Annotated in this window: 13 protein-coding genes and 1 pseudogene; 3 read left to right on the top strand and 11 right to left on the bottom strand. The window is 72.2% G+C overall.

From position 1 onward, the window contains the following. Positions 1 to 573: 573 nt before the first annotated feature. The 3 genes and pseudogenes from ACWEV0_RS28340 to ACWEV0_RS28350 form a co-directional block, all read right to left on the bottom strand. A pseudogene (locus tag ACWEV0_RS28340) lies at positions 574 to 1,455 on the bottom strand (FtsX-like permease family protein); the annotation flags it as partial. Next, positions 1,452 to 2,135: an ABC transporter ATP-binding protein gene (locus ACWEV0_RS28345; protein ID WP_453152410.1), complete on the bottom strand. Its 684-nt coding sequence runs from the start codon at positions 2,133 to 2,135 to the stop codon at positions 1,452 to 1,454. The gene ACWEV0_RS28345 and the pseudogene ACWEV0_RS28340, both read right to left, overlap by 4 nt. Further along, positions 2,132 to 2,656 carry a PadR family transcriptional regulator gene (locus tag ACWEV0_RS28350; RefSeq protein WP_453152412.1) on the bottom strand — a complete coding sequence of 175 codons (525 nt, stop codon included), beginning with the start codon at positions 2,654 to 2,656 and terminating at the stop codon, positions 2,132 to 2,134. Before ACWEV0_RS28350 ends, ACWEV0_RS28345 begins: the two co-directional genes overlap by 4 nt. A gap of 232 nt (positions 2,657 to 2,888) precedes the next feature. Here ACWEV0_RS28350 and ACWEV0_RS28355 point away from each other — a divergent pair, with 232 nt between their 5' ends. Next, complete coding sequence (locus ACWEV0_RS28355; RefSeq protein ID WP_453152414.1) at positions 2,889 to 5,081, top strand: transglycosylase domain-containing protein; 2,193 nt, start codon at positions 2,889 to 2,891, stop codon at positions 5,079 to 5,081. Between the two features lie 78 nt (positions 5,082 to 5,159). Here ACWEV0_RS28355 and ACWEV0_RS28360 read toward each other — a convergent pair whose 3' ends face one another. The 3 genes from ACWEV0_RS28360 to ACWEV0_RS28370 all read right to left on the bottom strand — a co-directional run bounded on the left by ACWEV0_RS28360 (position 5,160) and on the right by ACWEV0_RS28370 (position 9,479). After that, positions 5,160 to 7,025, bottom strand: coding sequence for a SpoIIE family protein phosphatase (locus ACWEV0_RS28360; protein WP_453152416.1), 1,866 nt, complete (start codon positions 7,023 to 7,025; stop codon positions 5,160 to 5,162). A gap of 304 nt (positions 7,026 to 7,329) precedes the next feature. Continuing rightward, positions 7,330 to 7,995 (bottom strand): cytidylyl-2-hydroxypropylphosphonate hydrolase, encoded by a 666-nt coding sequence (gene fomD / locus ACWEV0_RS28365; protein ID WP_403796176.1) that lies wholly within the window; start codon positions 7,993 to 7,995, stop codon positions 7,330 to 7,332. A 77-nt stretch (positions 7,996 to 8,072) separates the two neighbouring features. Continuing rightward, a complete protein-coding gene (locus ACWEV0_RS28370) occupies positions 8,073 to 9,479 on the bottom strand; it encodes a class II fumarate hydratase (RefSeq protein ID WP_453152418.1) in 1,407 nt (468 codons plus the stop codon). A gap of 119 nt (positions 9,480 to 9,598) precedes the next feature. On the opposite strand from ACWEV0_RS28370, the gene ACWEV0_RS28375 reads away from it, so the two are divergent. After that, a complete protein-coding gene (locus ACWEV0_RS28375; RefSeq protein ID WP_453152420.1) occupies positions 9,599 to 11,131 on the top strand; it encodes a ricin-type beta-trefoil lectin domain protein in 1,533 nt (510 codons plus the stop codon). Positions 11,132 to 11,141: 10 nt separating this feature from the next. On the opposite strand, the gene ACWEV0_RS28380 is transcribed toward ACWEV0_RS28375, so the two are convergent. Beyond that, on the bottom strand, positions 11,142 to 11,795 hold the full coding sequence (locus tag ACWEV0_RS28380) for a lipoprotein (RefSeq protein WP_453152422.1): 654 nt from the start codon (positions 11,793 to 11,795) through the stop codon (positions 11,142 to 11,144). Between the two features lie 95 nt (positions 11,796 to 11,890). On the opposite strand from ACWEV0_RS28380, the gene ACWEV0_RS28385 reads away from it, so the two are divergent. After that, entirely contained in the window at positions 11,891 to 12,397 is a 507-nt protein-coding gene (locus ACWEV0_RS28385) for a dirigent protein (RefSeq protein ID WP_453152424.1), read from the top strand. A gap of 18 nt (positions 12,398 to 12,415) precedes the next feature. Here the strand turns inward: ACWEV0_RS28385 and ACWEV0_RS28390 are convergent, their stop codons facing one another. The 4 genes from ACWEV0_RS28390 to ACWEV0_RS28405 form a co-directional block, all read right to left on the bottom strand. Next, positions 12,416 to 13,045, bottom strand: coding sequence for an HAD family acid phosphatase (locus ACWEV0_RS28390; protein WP_453152426.1), 630 nt, complete (start codon positions 13,043 to 13,045; stop codon positions 12,416 to 12,418). A gap of 144 nt (positions 13,046 to 13,189) precedes the next feature. Further along, entirely contained in the window at positions 13,190 to 13,984 is a 795-nt protein-coding gene (locus tag ACWEV0_RS28395) for an MBL fold metallo-hydrolase (RefSeq protein ID WP_453152428.1), read from the bottom strand. Between the two features lie 43 nt (positions 13,985 to 14,027). Further along, positions 14,028 to 14,900, bottom strand: coding sequence for an NAD-dependent epimerase/dehydratase family protein (locus ACWEV0_RS28400; RefSeq protein WP_453152429.1), 873 nt, complete (start codon positions 14,898 to 14,900; stop codon positions 14,028 to 14,030). Between the two features lie 242 nt (positions 14,901 to 15,142). Beyond that, positions 15,143 to 16,810, bottom strand: a complete 1,668-nt coding sequence (locus tag ACWEV0_RS28405) for a fumarate hydratase (RefSeq protein WP_453152431.1) — start codon at positions 16,808 to 16,810, stop codon at positions 15,143 to 15,145. Between the last annotated feature and the right edge of the window lie 67 nt (positions 16,811 to 16,877).

Consider the following 16,877-nt stretch of genomic DNA (forward strand, 5'->3'; position numbering starts at 1 on the left):
TCCACGACCGGGGTGAACGACACGGGCGCGCGGGCGTCCACCGGCCAGAGCTACGCGGTCGCCGAGCGGCAGGGTGACTGGACGGCGATCTGGTAGCTGGGCCCGGGCGGTGTCCATGTTCGTGACCCGCATGAAGTCGCTCTGCATGGCCTGGAACAGCATCTGCAGGGCGATCGCGCCGGCCGCCGCGACGACGATGCCGCTGACGGTACGGGCGGCGGTGCCGCTGCTGAGCTGGAGCCGGCGGGTGGCGAGCTGCCAGGCGACCGGGCCGCCGCGCAGCCGCTTGACCAGGGCCTCCACCAGCCAGGGCAGCAGGGTGGTGAGGCCGATGAGGGCGAGGGTGGCGCCGACGGCGATGCCGGCGGTGTCGATGGAGGTGCCGGTGGCCTCGACCCGGCCGACGGTCGGCACGAGCAGCCCCACGCCCGCGAGGACGAGGACGAGCCGCCAGACGAGCCGGCGCGGCTTCGGGGCGGTGTCCCGGACGACGCCGAGCGGTTCGATGACGACGCCGCGCAGGGCGACGAGGCTGACGACGACGGCGGCGACGGGCACGGACCCGACGATCACGGCGGCGAGCCACGGCACCGGGGACACGTCGGACGGGAAGGCGTTGACGTCCCAGATCCGGAAGGTGCCGGCGAGCTGCCGGGCCGCGGCGAAGAAGCCGGCGCCGGCCGCGAGCCCGAGCACCGCGCCCGCCAGCGACTCGCCCGCGGCGATCCGCCGGGTCATGGCGGTGTCGGCGCCGACGAGCCGGAGCGCGGCGAGTCGCCGGTCGCGCCGCTCGCCGCCGAAGCGGACGGCGGCCGCGATGAAGACGAGGACGGGCAGCAGCAGGACGACGCAGGCGATGACGACGAGGAGGAGCAGGAAGGAGTTGGCGGGCTCCTCCGGCACGGACCAGCCGTAGCGGACGCCGCGGCTGACGTCGGGTCCGGGCGTGAGGGCGGCGTTGCCGGCGACGTAACGGAGTTCGGTCGGGCCGATCAGTCCCGGCTGGCCGATGGTGCCGGTGATCTCGTACGGGAGGCGGGCGCGCAGGAGGGCGCCCTCGGGTGAGGCGAGCAGGTCGCGGAGGGCGGGGGAGACCAGCATCTCGCCGTCCGCCGGCACCTCTGCCGCTCCCGGGGGGACCGCGGGGCGCGGGCCCTCGGGCCGCAGCAGGAGTCCGGTGACGGTGTCGTCGCGGTAGCGGGTCTCCTGGTCGGCGTGGAGAAAGGTGTCCGGGCCGGGCCGGGTGACCTCCCGGCTCGCGTCGACGGCGCGGGCGGACTCCCGTACCTCCCGCTGGAAGAGCATGTTCGGCAGCGACGCGGCGACGAGCAGCAGGGCCACGCCGAGGCCGATGCCGGTGGCGGTCAGGGTGGTGCGGAGCCAGCCGCCGCGGCCGCCGGTGACGGCGAAGCGGGCGCCGAGCCCCAGGTCGCGGGCCCAGGAGCGCAGGTTCATACGGCCCACTCCGTGTCCCGTACGGCGCCGTCGCGGACCGTGATCTCGCGGTCGGAGTAGGCGGCGACCCGGGCCTCGTGGGTGACCAGGACGACGGCGGCGCCGGTGTCCCGGGAGGCGTCGGTGAGCAGGCGCATCACGCGCTCGCCGTTGAGCGAGTCGAGGGCGCCGGTCGGCTCGTCGGCGAAGATGACCCGCGGGGCGGTGACGAGCGCGCGGGCGACGGCGACCCGCTGGCCCTGGCCGCCGGAGATCTCGCCGGGCCGCTTCGCGGCCACGTCCTCGACCTCCAGGCGGGCCAGCCACTCGGCGGCCCGGCGCTCGGCGTCCTTGCGCCGCTCGCCGTTCAGCCGGAGCGGCAGGGCGACGTTCTCGGCGCAGGTCAGTTCGGGCACCAGCTGGCCGAACTGGAAGACGAAGCCGAAGTCGGAGCGGCGCAGCGCGCTGCGCGCGGAGTCGCTCGTCGCGGTGAGTTCGCGGCCGTCGTAGTGGATGGTGCCGGTGTCGGGGCGGACGATGCCGGCGAGGCAGTGCAGCAGGGTGGACTTGCCGGAGCCGGAGGGGCCCATGACGGCGACGACCTCGCCGGCCCGCAGGGCGAAGTCGGCGCCGGTGAGGGCGGGGGTCGGGCCGTACGCCTTGGTGATGCCGGCGGCCCGCAGGAGCGGTGCGGTGGTCATCGGCGGAGCTCCTCGGCGAGCCGGTCGAGACGGGCGGTGGTGAGTTCCAGCCAGCGCAGATCGGCTTCCAGGTGGAAGAGCGCGTGGTCGCAGATCAGCTGGTCGGCGAGGTCGCCGTCCTTCTTGCGCCGGGTGAGCTCGCGCATCAGGCGCAGGTGCTCGGCGCGCTGCACGTCGAGGATCTCGGCGGCGCCGCGGCCGGTGAGCAGGGCGAGGACGACCTTGGTGTAGAGCGTGGACTGGAGGTACGGCTCCGGCTTCTCGGGGGTCGCCAGCCAGTGCGCGACATCGGTGATGCCGGCCTCGGTGATGGCGTACCGCTTGCGCTCGGGGCCGCCGCCGGCCTCGATGCCGTCGACCTCGACGAGGCCGTTCTTCAGGAGTCGGGACATGGTCGAGTAGACCTGCCCGTAGTGCAGCGGCCGGTCGTGGCCGAAGCGCTCGTCGAAGGCGCGCTTGAGGTCGTAGCCGTGGCGCGGGCCGGACTCCAGGAGCCCGAGAAGGGTGTGACCGATGGACATGCCCGCCACTGTACACGTGGTGTATACGCACGATGTATAGCTACCCCTGCCGGTGCCGGACGCCAGTTCTGTGACCGGTGGCACACAACCATCCCAGCCTGCGAAGCGTCGGTTCCCTTGGGCGTGGGTGCTCATTCTCACGCCCGGAAAAGCCGGATGGATCGCTCTTTGTCGCGATCGGCGGTGTTAGCTTGCTGAGCTGATTTCGAAGACGAGCGGAGCGAACGAGGACATGGGCCGTACGGGCAAGAGCCAGGCGGGCAAGGGGCGCATACGCCGCCTCTTCACCTGGAAGAAACTCCTGGGCACGTTCCTCGTGGGCGCTCTGCTCGCCATGGGCGCCTTCTACGCGCTGTACCTGATGGTCCCGGTGCCGACGGCCAACGCGGACGCGACCCTCCAGAGCAACGTCTACAAGTACTCCAACGGCAAGGTCATGGCCCGCACGGGCAAGATCAACCGGGAGATCGTGGGCCTGGAGAAGGTCCCGCTGGACGTCCAGCGCAGCTTCGTCGCCGCCGAGAACAAGACCTTCTACAAGGACAACGGCGTCGACATCCTCGGCACCGCCCGCGCCGCCTGGAACACCCTCACCGGCAAGGGCAAGCAGGGCGGTTCGACGATCACCCAGCAGTACGTCAAGAACTACTACCTGAGCCAGGACCAGACGGCGACCCGCAAGCTCAAGGAAATGGTCATCGCGCTCAAGGTCGACCAGCGCATGAAGAAGAGCGAGATCCTCGCCGGCTACATCAACACCAGCTACTACGGCCGGAACGCCTACGGCATCCAGGCCGCGGCGCAGGCGTACTACGGCGTGGACACCACCAGGCTGACCGTCGCCCAGGGCGCCTACCTCGCCTCCGTGCTCCAGGCCCCCAGCCAGTACGACTGGACCTTCGCCGGCCCCGAGGGCCGCAAGCTCGTCGAGGCGCGCTGGAACTACGTCCTCGACAACATGGTCGAGGAGGGCTGGCTGGACGCCGGCAAGCGCGCCGGACTGAAGTTCCCCGCCCCGCAGAAGCCCAAGGCCCCCAAGGGCATGAGCGGCCAGTCCGGCTACATCGTCGAGGCGGCGAACCAGGAGCTGATGCGTCAGGGCGTCAGCGAGGAGGACCTGAAGGCCGGCGGCTGGACGATCACCCTCAACATCGACGAGAAGAAGCAGAAGGCCCTGGTCAAGGCGGTCGACGAGCAGCTGGAGGCCAAGCTCGACCGCGAGAACAGCAAGAAGAACGCCACCGTCCAGGCCGGCGCCACCTCCGTCGACCCGAAGACCGGCGCGGTCGTCGCCATGTACGGCGGCGTCGGCGCGACCGAGCACTGGACGAACAACGCCACCCGGCGCGACTACCAGCCCGCCTCCACGTACAAGCCGATCGTCCTCGCCTCCGCGCTCGACAACGGCGCCGAGACCCAGGACGGCCGCAAGATCGGCCTCGGCACGATCTACGACGGCACCAGCCAGCGCCCGGTCGTCGGCAGCGCCGTCCCCTTCGCCCCGGAGAACGAGGACGGCCAGAGCTACGGCCCGGTCACCGTCCAGAAGGCCACCAACAGCTCGATCAACTCGGTCTACGCCCAGATGATCGTGGACGTCGGCCCCACCAAGGCCAAGCAGACCGGCATCGCGCTCGGCCTCAAGGACGGCAAGGACTTCGGCGCGACCCCCGCGATGTCCCTCGGCGTCATGGGCGCCTCCACCATGGACATGGCCGGCGCCTACGCCACCCTCGACAACCACGGCGTCAAGGTCACCCCGACCGTCGTGAAGTCCGCCGAGCACAAGGACCGCACGGTCGAGCCGGTGAAGTCGATCGGCGAGCGGGTCATCAGCCGTGAGGCCGCCGACACCACCACCAAGGCCATGGAGGGCGTCGTCCAGGCCGGCTCCGGCTTCCGCGCCGCCGGCCCGTACCAGGCCGCCGGCAAGACCGGCACCTCCGAGAACAACCGCTCGGCCTGGTTCGTCGGCTACACCCCGGAACTGGTCACCGCCGTCGGCCTGTTCGGCGAGGACTCCGCGGGCAACCAGGTCACCCTGACCAACAAGATCAACCCGGGCCGCGCCAACGGTGGCAAGACCCCGGCCGAGATCTGGGGCGCCTACACCACCACCGCGCTGCACGGCGGCTCGGACACCGCCTTCGACCTGGAGACGGACGGCACCTCCGGCGGCGACACCGTCCCGACGCCGACCGCGACCACCGGCTCGCCGACCCCGACCGCGACGCCCTCCGACGAGAGCAGCGCGCCGACCCAGCCGCCGACGCCCACCGGCACCACCCCGCCGCAGCCGCCCACGTCGACCGCGACGACCCCGCCGGAGCCGACGCCGACCCGGACGAAGACGACGGACCCGACGCTGCCGCCGCTCCCGGACGGCGGCTCGGGCACCGTCGACGGAAACCCGACGGGCCAGTGACAGGCCGATGACGAAAAGGGCCGGACCCCCACCGGGGGGCCGGCCCTTCTTCGTGCCCGAGGCGCTACGGGTACGCGCTCAGCGCGTCGCCAGCTCGAACCACACCACCTTGCCGCCCGAGAGCCGCGTCGCGCCCCACCGCCGGGCCAGCCGGTTCACCAGGAACAGGCCGCGCCCGCCCTCGTCGGTGTCCCGCGCCCGCCGCTGCCGGGGCAGCTGCGGCGAGTCGTCGCCGACCTCGCAGCGCAGCACGTCCGTCCGCAGCAGCCGCAGCGTCACCGGCCGCTCCGCGTACCGCACGGCGTTCGTCACCACCTCGCTGACGAGCAGCTCCACCGAGTCGGTGAGGTCCTCCAGGTCCCAGCGCGCGAGCGCCCGCCGGGCCAGCCGGCGGGCCCGGCCCGGGGCCGCGTCCTCCGGCTCCAGGAACCAGTACGCCACGTCGCTCGGCGCGATCCCGTCGAAGCGGGCCGCGAGCAGCGCGATGTCGTCGTCCCGGTCGCCCGGGCCGAGCATGTCGAGCACGTCGTCGCACAGCGCCTCCAGCGGCGGCGCGTGGTCAGGACCGGTGAGCTGGGCCGTCGCCGCGAGCCGCTCGCGCAGCTGCTCTATCCCGGTCCACACGTCCCGCAGCCGGGACTCCACGAGACCGTCCGTGTAGAGCAGCAGCGTGGCCCCGGCGGGCGCGTCCAGCTCCACCGCCTCGAAGTCCACCCCGCCGACGCCGATCGGCGCGCCCGGCGGCACCCGGAGCACCTCGGCCCGGCCGCCCAGGTGCAGCAGTATCGGCGGCGGATGGCCCGCGTTGGCGATGGTGATCCGGTGCGAGACCGGGTCGTACACCGCGTACATGCAGGTCGCCATGCGGTTCTCGCCGAGCCGCTGGGCCTGCTCGTCCAGGTGGTGCAGCACCTCCTGCGGCGGCAGGTCGAGTCCGGCCAGGGTCTGCGCGGTGGTGCGCAGCTGGCCCATGATCGCCGCCGAGGTCATGGAGTGGCCCATGACGTCGCCGACGACGAGCGCGACCCGGCTGCCGGGCAGCGGGATGGCGTCGTACCAGTCGCCGCCGACCCGGGCCGTCTCCGCCGCCGGCAGGTAGCGGGAGGCCAGCCGGACGCCCGTCGGCTGCGGCAGCGAGTCGGGCAGCATGGTGCGCTGCAGCTCGTCCGCGATGTACGCCTCGCGTCCGTAGAGCACCGCCTTGTCGATGCCGAGGGCGGTGTGGGTCGCCAACTGGGCGGCGACGAGCAGGTCGTTCGGCTCGAACGCGGCCCGCTCCGGGCGGCGCAGGAACACGGCCGCGCCGATCACCCGCCGCCGCCCCCGCAGCGGCGCGAGTATGGCCCGGTGCCCGGCGGGCAACGGGTGGTCCGGGCCGAGCAGCTCCGGCAGCGCGGCGCGGGCGGCGGCGGAGTCGCCGGGCACCGGCCGCACCCCGCGCAGCACCTCGGCGAGCGCGCCGCCCGAACGCACCTCGCACAGCTCGGCCGCGGGCGTCGGATCCGGGTCGGGTACGAGGACGAGCTCCTCGCCCTCCAGGTCCGTTAACCGCAGCCGGTCGGTGCGGCGCAGCCGCAGCACGAAGGGCTCGGCCGGCCGCTCGTCGCCCACCGGCAGCGGGTCGCGCAGATAGACCAGGATCGCGTCGGAGAACGTGGGCACGGTCGCCCGGCACAGGCCGAGGACGATCTCGTCGAGGTCGAGGCCGCGCGCGATGCGCCGGGTCGCGGCGCCCACGAACCGCAGCCGCTCGCCCTCGCGGCGAGCCGCCGCGGCCTCGGGGCTGCCGGGGGCGCCGGGCTTGTCGCCGGGCCCGCCGCCGGGCGCCGGCGCGGGCACCGCGACGGCCGCCGCGGCCGCCGGCTCCTGGCGGGGGCGAGTGCGTTCCTGCGGTCGCGCGGCCATCGCCTTGCGGCCTTCGTGGGAGGTGGGATGCTCCGTCACGCCTGGGATTCCGTCCGTCCGGGCCGGTGGTGCGTTGCACGCGCTCTCATCGCCGATGCCGCGCCTTCGGCAGGGCTAAACCCCCGGCACGAGGTCGATGTGCGGGAGGGGGGGAAGGCACCCGCGCACGGCTCCGACACTGCTCTCCCCCTCATGAGACGCTCCTGGGTGACTGTTGGTCAGGCCCGGTCGCGGGCTTGGTCTCTGACGTGCTGTCCGATCCGTCGGGTGCTGGTCCCGGTGCTGGTCCAGGTGCTTGCGGAGGACGATCCTACGGTTGCACCCCGGGGGCGCAGCAAGGGTCTCATGACCCGGTGTGCGCCGGGGTGCGATCCCAGTCGGCCGGCAGTTCGGGTACGGGCCAGGCCGGGTCGGGCCGCCAGTCCTCCCAGCCGGCCGAGAACGGCGCCCCCCAGGCCCGGACCAGCTCCAGGGCCGCCTGCCCCGCCGCCGAGACCCGGGCGGCCTGCCGGGCGTCCATCAGGCCGGCCCGCTGCGCCTGGGCGAACTCGTCCTCGTCCCGCCACTTCCAGCTGTGGTCCGGGTAGACGGAGAGGTCGAGGAAGTGGTCCTCGGAGTCGACCCCGCCGTCCCACCGGGCGCGGGGCTCCTCCAGGTTCACGTACCAGCTGCGGAACCGCCAGCCCCGCTCCCAGAACAGCCACACCGACCACGGGTCGCCCGGCGCGGCCAGCTTGAGCACTCCGGTGCCGTGCCAGTGCGAGCGCGTCGTGGTGCGCGGCGCGGTGTAGCGGGTGGCCAGCGGCTCCTCGTGCACGGGGGTGCCGTCGGCCAGGACCGGCTTGACGAGCTCGGTGCCGGGGGCCATCCAGACCGCGAGGAGCTCCGGGGTGTCCTGGACGACGGTCACCGGGCGGCAGATGTGCACGTCGCCGGTGCCGTTGTCGCGGTAGCGCCAGAGGATGTGATCCCCCGGCGCCCAGTGCGGGGAGCGGCCGGATCCTGTCATGCGCAGATCTTAGGGGCGGGCCCCCGGCGGCGCTGCGGCGAAGGTCACGGATCGGTCAGGGGTGCGGCAAGGATCGGTCAGGGGCGGGTCATGCGCAGGACGTCGAGCGCTTCGTCGAGCTGTTCGAGGGTGAGGTCGCCCCGCTCCACGTACCCGGAGTCCAGGACGACCTCGCGGATCGTCCTGCGCTCGGCCAGCGACTTCTTGGCGACCTTGGCGGCCTCCTCGTAGCCGATGTACTTGTTCAGCGGGGTCACGACGGACGGCGAGGACTCGGCGTACTCGCGGGCCCGCTCGGCGTTGGCGGTGATCCCGTCGACCGTGCGGTCGGCGAGCAGCCGGGCCGCGTTGGCCAGAAGCCGCACGGATTCCAGCAGGTTCTTGGCCATGACCGGCAGCATCACGTTGAGTTCGAAGTTCCCGGCGGCGCCGGCCACGGCCACCGTGGTGTCGTTTCCGGTCACCTGGGCGGCGACCATCAGGACCGCCTCGGGGATCACCGGGTTCACCTTGCCCGGCATGATCGACGAACCGGGCTGGAGGTCGGGCAGGTTGATCTCGGCGAGGCCGGTGCGCGGGCCGCTGGACATCCAGCGCAGATCGTTGGCGATCTTCGTGAGCGATACGGCGATGGTCCTGAGCTGCCCGGACGTCTCCACCAGGCCGTCACGGGCGCCCTGCGCCTCGAAGTGGTCGCGGGCCTCGGTGAGCGGCAGGCCGGTGGCGCGGGCGACCTCGGCGATGACGGCGGCGGAGAAGCCGGGCGGGGTGTTGATGCCGGTGCCGACGGCGGTGCCGCCCAGCGGCAGTTCGGCGAGCCGGGGCAGCGAGGCGCGCAGCCGTTCGATCCCGTACCTGACCTGGGCCGCGTAACCGCCGAACTCCTGCCCGAGGGTGACCGGTGTGGCGTCCATCAGATGCGTGCGGCCCGACTTCACGACGCTCGCGAATTCGGCTGATTTCCGCTCCAGGGAGACGGCCAGATGGTCGAGCGCCGGAATGAGGTCGTGGGTGACGGCGGCCGTCGCGGCGATGTGGATGGAGGACGGGAAGACGTCGTTGGACGACTGGGAGGCGTTCACGTGGTCGTTGGGGTGGACGTCCCGGCCGAGCCGCTCGGTGGCGAGGGTGGCGAGCACCTCGTTGGTGTTCATGTTGGAGGAGGTGCCGGAGCCGGTCTGGAAGACGTCCACCGGGAAGTGCTCGTCCCAGCGCCCCTCCGCGACCTCCGCCGCCGCGTCCTGGACGGCCCGCGCGACGTCCGCGTCGAGCACGCCGAGCTCGGCGTTGACCTTCGCGGCGGCCGCCTTGATCCGGGCCAGGGCCTCGATGTGGGCGCGCTCCAGACGCTGCCCGCTGACGGGGAAGTTCTCCACCGCGCGCTGGGTCTGGGCGCGCCACTTGGCGTGGGCCGGGACACGGACCTCGCCCATGGAGTCGTGCTCGATGCGGTAGCCGTCCGGGGCGGTCCGGTCGTCGCTCATCTTCCTCAGCCTCCTCGTCAACTCACTTACAAAAGTTGAGCACTTGTCTTGTTCGACGTATTCCCAAGGCGCTTACCGGCCAGTAAAAACCGTGGGTAACCCCACTTCCAGGAGGCGCAATGGAGCGCACCAGGTACAGACTCCGCTGGCCGGTCGCGGCCGTCGCCGCGGCGGCGGCGGCCCTCGGCAGCATGACGGCCGCCGCCCCCGCCGGAGCGGCCGACACGACCACGACCGCCACGATCTCCTCCGTACCGCTCTCTCCCGAGCTGGAGGCGATCCGCGCGGCGGAGGCCACCAGGATCTACGGAAGCCCCGAGGAACGCCCGCTCGCCCAGCGCAAGACCGGGCTCATCTCGCTGGGCGACAGCGAGATCTCCGGCGAGGGCGTCGGGAACTACGAGTCGCCCACCAACGGCCCCGACAACTGGTGCCACCGCTCGCCCGACTCCGCCATCCACCGCACCGGGATCCCCGCGGACCTCACGTTCAACGTGGCCTGCTCCGGCGCTTACACCGGCAACATCCGGATCGGCGGTACGAAGCAGTACGCCGACGAGCTGGTCCAGAGCGACAACCTGGCCATCAAGGCGCGCAACACCCGCATCAAGATGGTGCTGCTCGTCGCCGGCGCCAACGACGACCTCCAGTTCGGTCCCGTGATGACCGACTGCGTCGAGCGCTTCCTGCTCTCCCAGGGCCCCTGCGAGCCCAAGTACGCCCCCGGCTGGCAGTCCCGCGTCGACGCGCTCGTGCCCAAGGTCGAGCAGACCGTGCGCGACCTGCGGACCGTGATGCAGGGCGCCGGCTACGCCGACAGCGACTACAAGCTCGTCGTCATGGGGTACCCGAGCCCCATCGGCCCGGACTTCTACGACAACCCGGACTTCCCCGGCAAGCTGGCCTGTGGCGGCGAGGGCTACGACTCCGACACCAAGTGGGGCCGCAACAGCGCCGTGCCCGCCTTCGAGCGCGGCATGCGACAGGCGGCGGCCGACACCGGAGCCGTCTTCCTCGACAACTCGCGGCTCTTCCACGGCCACGAGGTCTGCATGGAGGACACCTGGGCCCGCGGCCTCTACATCGACCTGTCCAAGCCCGGCACCCCGGACGAGAACTCGGTCCGCCAGTCCTTCCACCCCAACTACCGCGGCCACGGCGCCTTCGCGTCCTGCCTGACCCAGATCTACAACGCGAACGTGCGCGAGGCGGGCTGCGCCGACGTCGCCTCCTCCGGCACGCCGACGCTCTTCCCGCTCGCCTGGGACGACGTCTACAAGCCGCTGAAGAACGCCGCCACCGGCAACTGTCTCGACGTCAGCGGTTCGGAGTCGGCGAACAACACCGCCGTCCTCGGCTGGGACTGCCACGGCGGCCGCAACCAGAACTGGTGGTACGACCCCGCTCGCCGCACCGTGCACACCCAGCTCACCCAGGACCGCTGCCTGGACGTGCCCGGCGCGAACTACACGGCCGGCACGGCGCTCATCATCTGGAACTGCCACGGCGGCGCGAACCAGAAGTACGTCCGCGACGGCGACACGATCCGCCCGGCCTCGGCCACCGGCCTCTGCCTGACCCAGGGCGCGGCCAGGGAGCCCGTCCGGCTGCAGAACTGCAACGGCTCGGCGAACCAGCGGTTCGTCGCGTAACGGAACGTTCTCAGAGCGGTTTGACGGTGCTCCTGGCCAGCTCGTAGGCCGGGAGCATCGCCGTGTGCTCCTCGGCGTCGAGCCCGCCGAGGTGGACGATGACCGTGCCCTTCGGCGTCTCGACGGCGAACGCCCGCTCCGGCTTCGTCTCGTCGAGGGCCTCGCTGTGCACCGTGTACGTGACCTCGACGGCGGCCAGCGAACCGGCCCGGACGTCCTTGTAGCCGGCGCCCTTCACTCCCCGCTCCGCCTTCACGAAACCCTCGAGCGCCGTGCGCGCCGGGCTCTTCGGGGCGGTCCACACCCGCAGATAGCCGATGTTCCCGGCGGGCTTGGCGTCCACCTCGCAGCGCGCGGTGGCCGGGCCCTGCCGGGTGAGCGCCGCGAACTCCGGGTTCTCCGGGTCCTTGACCGCCTGCGGCGCCCAGCCCTGGGCGAGGGTGAAGGTGACGGGCAGCGCGCAGGCCGTCCCGGTTCCGCCGAGCGAGCCGGCGGGGACGGCGGCCGGGGCGGCGGTGGCCTTCGGCGCGGCGGCCGGGGGCCCGGCCGGGTCGGCGGCGGGCGCGGCCGGATCCTGCCGCGTGCCGCAGGCGGTGAGCAGCCCCGCCGCGAGCAGGGTGAGGGCGGCCGGGACCGTCGTACGTATGGGGGCTCTTCCTGGCATGCGCCCATCATCCCCCGAGCGGGTGCGAGCGCTTGCCGGGCGTCGGACAATCGGAAGCGGTGCTCGGGGAGATCCGCCACCACAGGAGGCAGGACATGTTCCGACGCTTCAGGAGGACGGGCGCGCTCGGCGCCTGCGCGGTCGCCGCCGTGGCCTTCGCCGGGGCTGCCGCCGTCCCGGCGTACGCCCACGACAGCGACAACAACCTCGATTTCACCCTGTACGCCAAGGCGGTCCCCGGCCCCGGCACCAACGAGAGCGGCCCGCCGCCCAAGGTCGGACAGGTCTTCGCCATGGCCGACGACCTCTACAAGACCAAGGGCGGCGCCAAGGTCGGCCGGGACGGCGTGACCTGCGCGGTCGTGCGGATCTCCGGAGACCAGGCCGACGTCAACTGCGCCGGCGTCTTCGTCCTGAACGGCGGACCGGGCGGACAGCTCGCCGCCCAGGCCCTGATCACGGTCGACACCTCGAACGAGCAGCCCTCCGGCTTCGACATCGCGATCACCGGCGGCACGGGCGACTTCAAGTCCGCGCACGGCTACGTCAGTTCGACCTCCGACGGGGACTTCGACCGGCTGGACTTCCACCTCACCAGGTAGGCCCGCGCGCTGCCGGGACTACGACAGCTTGCCGCCGTAGTCCGGCAGCTTGAACGTCCGCTCGGCGTGGCCGCCGACCAGGTCGGTGGTGTTGTTGCCGATGTTCGCGACGATCGTGTAGCCCTTGGCCTCGATCTCCGCGCGCTTGGCCGTCTTGTATGCGCTGACCTGGGAGAACAGGTCGGGCAGCGAGCGCACGTACAGACCGTCCACCGGGTAGCCGGCCTGCTTCAGGTTCCAGTCCGTCAGGGAGTGGATGATGCCCGGCCGGGCGGTCACGAAGAAGACGGCCACGCCACGGTCGTGCGCGTCCCGCACGAGCGCGCGGACCTCGGGGATGGCCGGGGTCGGCAGCTCCCAGAACGGGTGGAAGTCCGTCTCCAGCGAGGAGTTGTCGATGTCGAGGACGATGGCCTGCTTCTCGCCGTCGGAGTGCTCGGCACGCTCCTCGATGTACGGGCGCGCCTGGTCGACGACCGCGGCCACGTCATGGCGCCAGGTCGTGTAGTCGACGCCCTGGAGCGCGGCGCTCGACGTGTGGTGGGTGTCCGGGTCGGCGGCCGAGGCGGCGGGCGCCGGGCCGACGAGGAGGACGGCGGTCAGGCCGAGGGCGGCGGCGGCCTTGGCCTTGGTGGCGGAGGAGGGCATGGGGGGCTCCCGAGGGGTCTACCGGCTCAGTGGTTGACATGCTCGCGACCCATACTGACCAGTAGGCAACGGGAGGGCTACCGGTCGGTAGCGACTTTCTGATCAAAGATCGCCCACGCCCTCGCTCCGGGCCCAGGGCCTGGTTCACTCGCCCTGCTCGAACCGCAGATAACGCTCGACCGACCGGGCCAGGACCTCCTCCGCGCCCGACGTGACGACCCGGTCCCACCAGGCGCCGTAGAGCCGGTCGAAGCGGAAACCCGCCAGCGCGTCGACGGCGGCCCGGACCTTCTGCGGCTGCTCCGGTACGTGGTTGGGGAAGCTGTACATGATGCTCACCCAGCGCGGGTCCGGGCCGACGTTGATCACGTCGCCGGTGAACAGCGCCCCCTCGCCCGCGCTCCAGTGCAGGACCGCGCTGCCCGGGAAGTGCACGCCCGGATTGATCAGGGTCAGCTCGTCCGTCAGCCGCTTCGTCCGCCCGCTCCAGAACCGCAGCGCCGGGTCCGGCCGGCCCACCCACTCCCGGTCCGCCTCGTGCAGATGGACCGGCGCGCCGAAGGCGTGCGCCCACTCCACCATCGCCGAATAGAAGTGCGGGTGGCTGATCGCGATGTGGTCGATGCCGCCCAGCTCCTCGACGCGGCGCACCATCTCGTCGTCCAGGTACGGCAGACAGTCCCACAGCACGTTCCCGGCGTCCGTACGCAGCAGCAGCGCGCGCTGGCCGATCGAGAAGTCGGGCGTGACGCCGATGCCGAGCACGCCCGGCCCCTGCTCCTCGAACCGCCCGCCGTGTCCCTCGGCGCGCAGCTCCTTCAGTGAGGTCCACCGCTGCCCGGCGCGGGGCACGTACTGCCGCTCGTCCAGGCAGACCGGGCAGTCGGCGCGCGGTCCGGCGTACTGGGTGCCGCAGCCCCGGCAGATGGGGTACGTCATGAGCTCCTCCTCGGTCGGGTCGTTCGCGTTGTCGGCGCCGGCGTCAGCCACGGGTGCCGCCGGCCAGCTCGGTGAGGACGTGCGGGCGGCTCGGGCGCCAGCCGAGGTCCTCGAAGGACCGGCGCGCCGACACCACCTGGTGCAGCGCGAGCGCCTCGGCGAACGGCGCCCCGAGCGCCTCCGCGGCCTGCTCCTGCGGCCATGACTCGGCCCGGCCGGAGCCGCCCGCCGCGAGGTCCGCGGCCGCCGCGAGCGCGGCCACCGGCACCGCCTCGTCCGCGACGCCGTGCAGCACCGCGCCCGCCTCCGCCTTGGCCAGGGCCAGCACGTACAGCTCGGCGAGGTCGTCCACGTGCACCATCGGCCAGCGCGTCGCCGCCGAGCCGACGTACCGCCCCGTGCCGTGCTCGCGGGCCCAGCCGGTCATCAGGGCCGGGATGCCGCCGCCCTGGCCGTACACGATGCCGGGGCGCACCACGAGCGCGCGGACGCCGTCCCCGGCGGCGTCGAGCACCCGCCGCTCGATCCGCGGCCGGTAGCCCACGATGGCGATCGCGTCGGTCACCGCGTCCTCGCCCACCGGGGCGTCCCCGGTGGCGCCGAGCACCCACACGCCGCTGGTGTAGACGAACGCCCGGCCGGTGCCGCGCAGCGGCGCGAGCAGCGCCTCGGCCGCGGCGGCGTCCACCGCCTCGTCACCGGTCGGGGGCGCCAGGTTCACCACCGCGTCCACGTCGTCAGTCACCGCCGCCCGCAGCGACTCCGGATCGCTCAGATCACCCACCTTCACCGGCACGTCGGGTGCCGGCGCGAGGGCGTCCCGCACCAGCGGGACGACGTCGTGGCCCTCCAGCGTCAGCCGCGCCACCACCGCGGAGCCGATGTAGCCGGTCGCTCCGAGAACCAGAACCTTCATGACAACTCCCCTGGATCGAGGCCCGGTTGACCGCCGACCGGGCCAACCGGGAGCAACCGTAGGAGCTGAGCACGGGGCGGCGGATCTGTCAGATGACCGGGGGCGCGGCGCGGAGGTGCCGTATCCGGGCGACGAGATCTCCTTAGGGCCGCCCGGACACCGCCCGACCGGGCCGGGGGAGGGGCCCGGGAACGCCGACAGGCCCCCGGCGGGTGCCGGGGGCCTGTGCGGTGCGACGAGGGTCAGAGACCGGGGCCGCGCACCGGGATGTGGGTGAACGTGGGCTCCGGGGCCGGGTTCTGGAAGAAGTCGTTCCCCTTGTCGTCCACCACGATGAACGCCGGGAAGTCCTCGACCTCGATCTTCCAGACGGCCTCCATGCCGAGCTCCTCGTACTCGACGACCTCGACCTTCTTGATGCAGTCCTGCGCGAGACGCGCCGCCGGGCCGCCGATCGAGCCGAGGTAGAAGCCGCCGTGCGAGCCGCACGCGTCGGTGACCTGCTTGCTGCGGTTGCCCTTGGCCAGCATGACCTTGGAGCCGCCCGCGGCCTGGAACTGCTCGACGTAGCTGTCCATGCGGCCGGCCGTCGTCGGGCCGAAGGAGCCGGAGGCGTAGCCCTCGGGGGTCTTCGCGGGGCCCGCGTAGTAGACCGGGTGGTCCTTCAGGTACTGCGGCATCTCCTCGCCCGCGTCCAGACGCTCCTTGATCTTGGCGTGCGCGATGTCGCGCGCCACGACCAGCGGGCCGGTCAGCGAGAGGCGGGTCTTGACCGGGTACCTGGTGAGCTCGGCGAGGATCTCGTCCATCGGCTGGTTGAGGTCGATCTTCACCACGTCACCCGACTCGTCCAGGTGCTCGTCGGTCGTCTCCGGCAGGAAGCGCGCCGGGTCGGTCTCCAGCTGCTCCAGGAAGACGCCCTCGGCGGTGATCTTGGCGACGGCCTGGCGGTCGGCCGAGCAGGAGACGGCGATCGCGACCGGCAGCGAGGCGCCGTGGCGGGGGAGGCGGACCACGCGCACGTCGTGGCAGAAGTACTTGCCGCCGAACTGGGCGCCGATGCCGATCTTCTGCGTCAGCTCGAAGACCTTCTCCTCCAGCTCCTTGTCGCGGAAGCCGTGGCCGGTCTCGGCGGAGCCCTCGGTCGGCAGCTCGTCCAGGTAGTGCGCGGAGGCGTACTTCGCGGTCTTCAGCGCGAACTCGGCGCTGGTGCCGCCGACGACGATCGCGAGGTGGTACGGCGGGCAGGCGGCCGTGCCGAGCGAGCGGATCTTCTCCTCCAGGAACTTCATCATGCTCGCCTCGTTGAGGACGGCCTTCGTCTCCTGGTAGAGGAAGGACTTGTTGGCGGAGCCGCCGCCCTTGGCCATGAAGAGGAACTTGTACGCGCCGCCGTCGGTCGCGTACAGCTCGATCTGCGCGGGCAGGTTCGAGCCGGTGTTCTTCTCCTCCCACATGGTCACCGGGGCCATCTGCGAGTAGCGCAGGTTCAGCTTGGTGTAGGCGTCGTAGATGCCCTTGCTGAGGGCCTCCTCGTCGCGGCCCTGGGTGAGCACGTTCTGGCCGCGCTTGCCCATGACGATCGCGGTGCCGGTGTCCTGGCACATCGGCAGCACGCCGGCGGCGGCGATGTTCGCGTTCTTCAGGAGGTCGAGCGCGACGAACTTGTCGTTGCTCGACGCCTCCGGGTCGTCGATGATCTTCCGCAGCTGGGCCAGGTGGGCCGGGCGCAGGTAGTGCTGGATGTCGTGGATCGCCTCGGCGGCCAGCTGGCGCAGCGCCTCCGGCTCGACCTTGAGGAACGTACGGCCGTCGGCCTCGAAGGTGGAGACACCCTCGGAGGTCACCAGGCGGTAGGGCGTGGTGTCCTCTCCCACGGGGAGCAGATCGGAGTACGCGAACTCTGGCATGTCGACGGCCATTCCTCACTCGGCAGACAGCGGCGCCGCCTCCGTTGGCGGCGCGCCATCCAGCGTA

This window comes from Streptomyces sp. NPDC003943 (assembly GCF_053605265.1).

What these genes read in the sequence shown, in the direction of transcription:
- ACWEV0_RS28345 (WP_453152410.1), bottom strand. Translation starts at nt 2,135, where the DNA reads ATGACCACCGCACCGCTCCTGCGGGCCGCCGGCATCACCAAGGCGTAC.
- ACWEV0_RS28350 (WP_453152412.1), bottom strand. Translation starts at nt 2,656, where the DNA reads ATGTCCATCGGTCACACCCTTCTCGGGCTCCTGGAGTCCGGCCCGCGC.
- ACWEV0_RS28355 (WP_453152414.1), top strand. Translation starts at nt 2,889, where the DNA reads ATGGGCCGTACGGGCAAGAGCCAGGCGGGCAAGGGGCGCATACGCCGC.
- fomD (WP_403796176.1), bottom strand. Translation starts at nt 7,995, where the DNA reads ATGACAGGATCCGGCCGCTCCCCGCACTGGGCGCCGGGGGATCACATC.
- ACWEV0_RS28370 (WP_453152418.1), bottom strand. Translation starts at nt 9,479, where the DNA reads ATGAGCGACGACCGGACCGCCCCGGACGGCTACCGCATCGAGCACGAC.
- ACWEV0_RS28375 (WP_453152420.1), top strand. Translation starts at nt 9,599, where the DNA reads ATGGAGCGCACCAGGTACAGACTCCGCTGGCCGGTCGCGGCCGTCGCC.
- ACWEV0_RS28380 (WP_453152422.1), bottom strand. Translation starts at nt 11,795, where the DNA reads ATGCCAGGAAGAGCCCCCATACGTACGACGGTCCCGGCCGCCCTCACC.
- ACWEV0_RS28385 (WP_453152424.1), top strand. Translation starts at nt 11,891, where the DNA reads ATGTTCCGACGCTTCAGGAGGACGGGCGCGCTCGGCGCCTGCGCGGTC.
- ACWEV0_RS28390 (WP_453152426.1), bottom strand. Translation starts at nt 13,045, where the DNA reads ATGCCCTCCTCCGCCACCAAGGCCAAGGCCGCCGCCGCCCTCGGCCTG.
- ACWEV0_RS28395 (WP_453152428.1), bottom strand. Translation starts at nt 13,984, where the DNA reads ATGACGTACCCCATCTGCCGGGGCTGCGGCACCCAGTACGCCGGACCG.
- ACWEV0_RS28400 (WP_453152429.1), bottom strand. Translation starts at nt 14,900, where the DNA reads ATGAAGGTTCTGGTTCTCGGAGCGACCGGCTACATCGGCTCCGCGGTG.
- ACWEV0_RS28405 (WP_453152431.1), bottom strand. Translation starts at nt 16,810, where the DNA reads ATGCCAGAGTTCGCGTACTCCGATCTGCTCCCCGTGGGAGAGGACACC.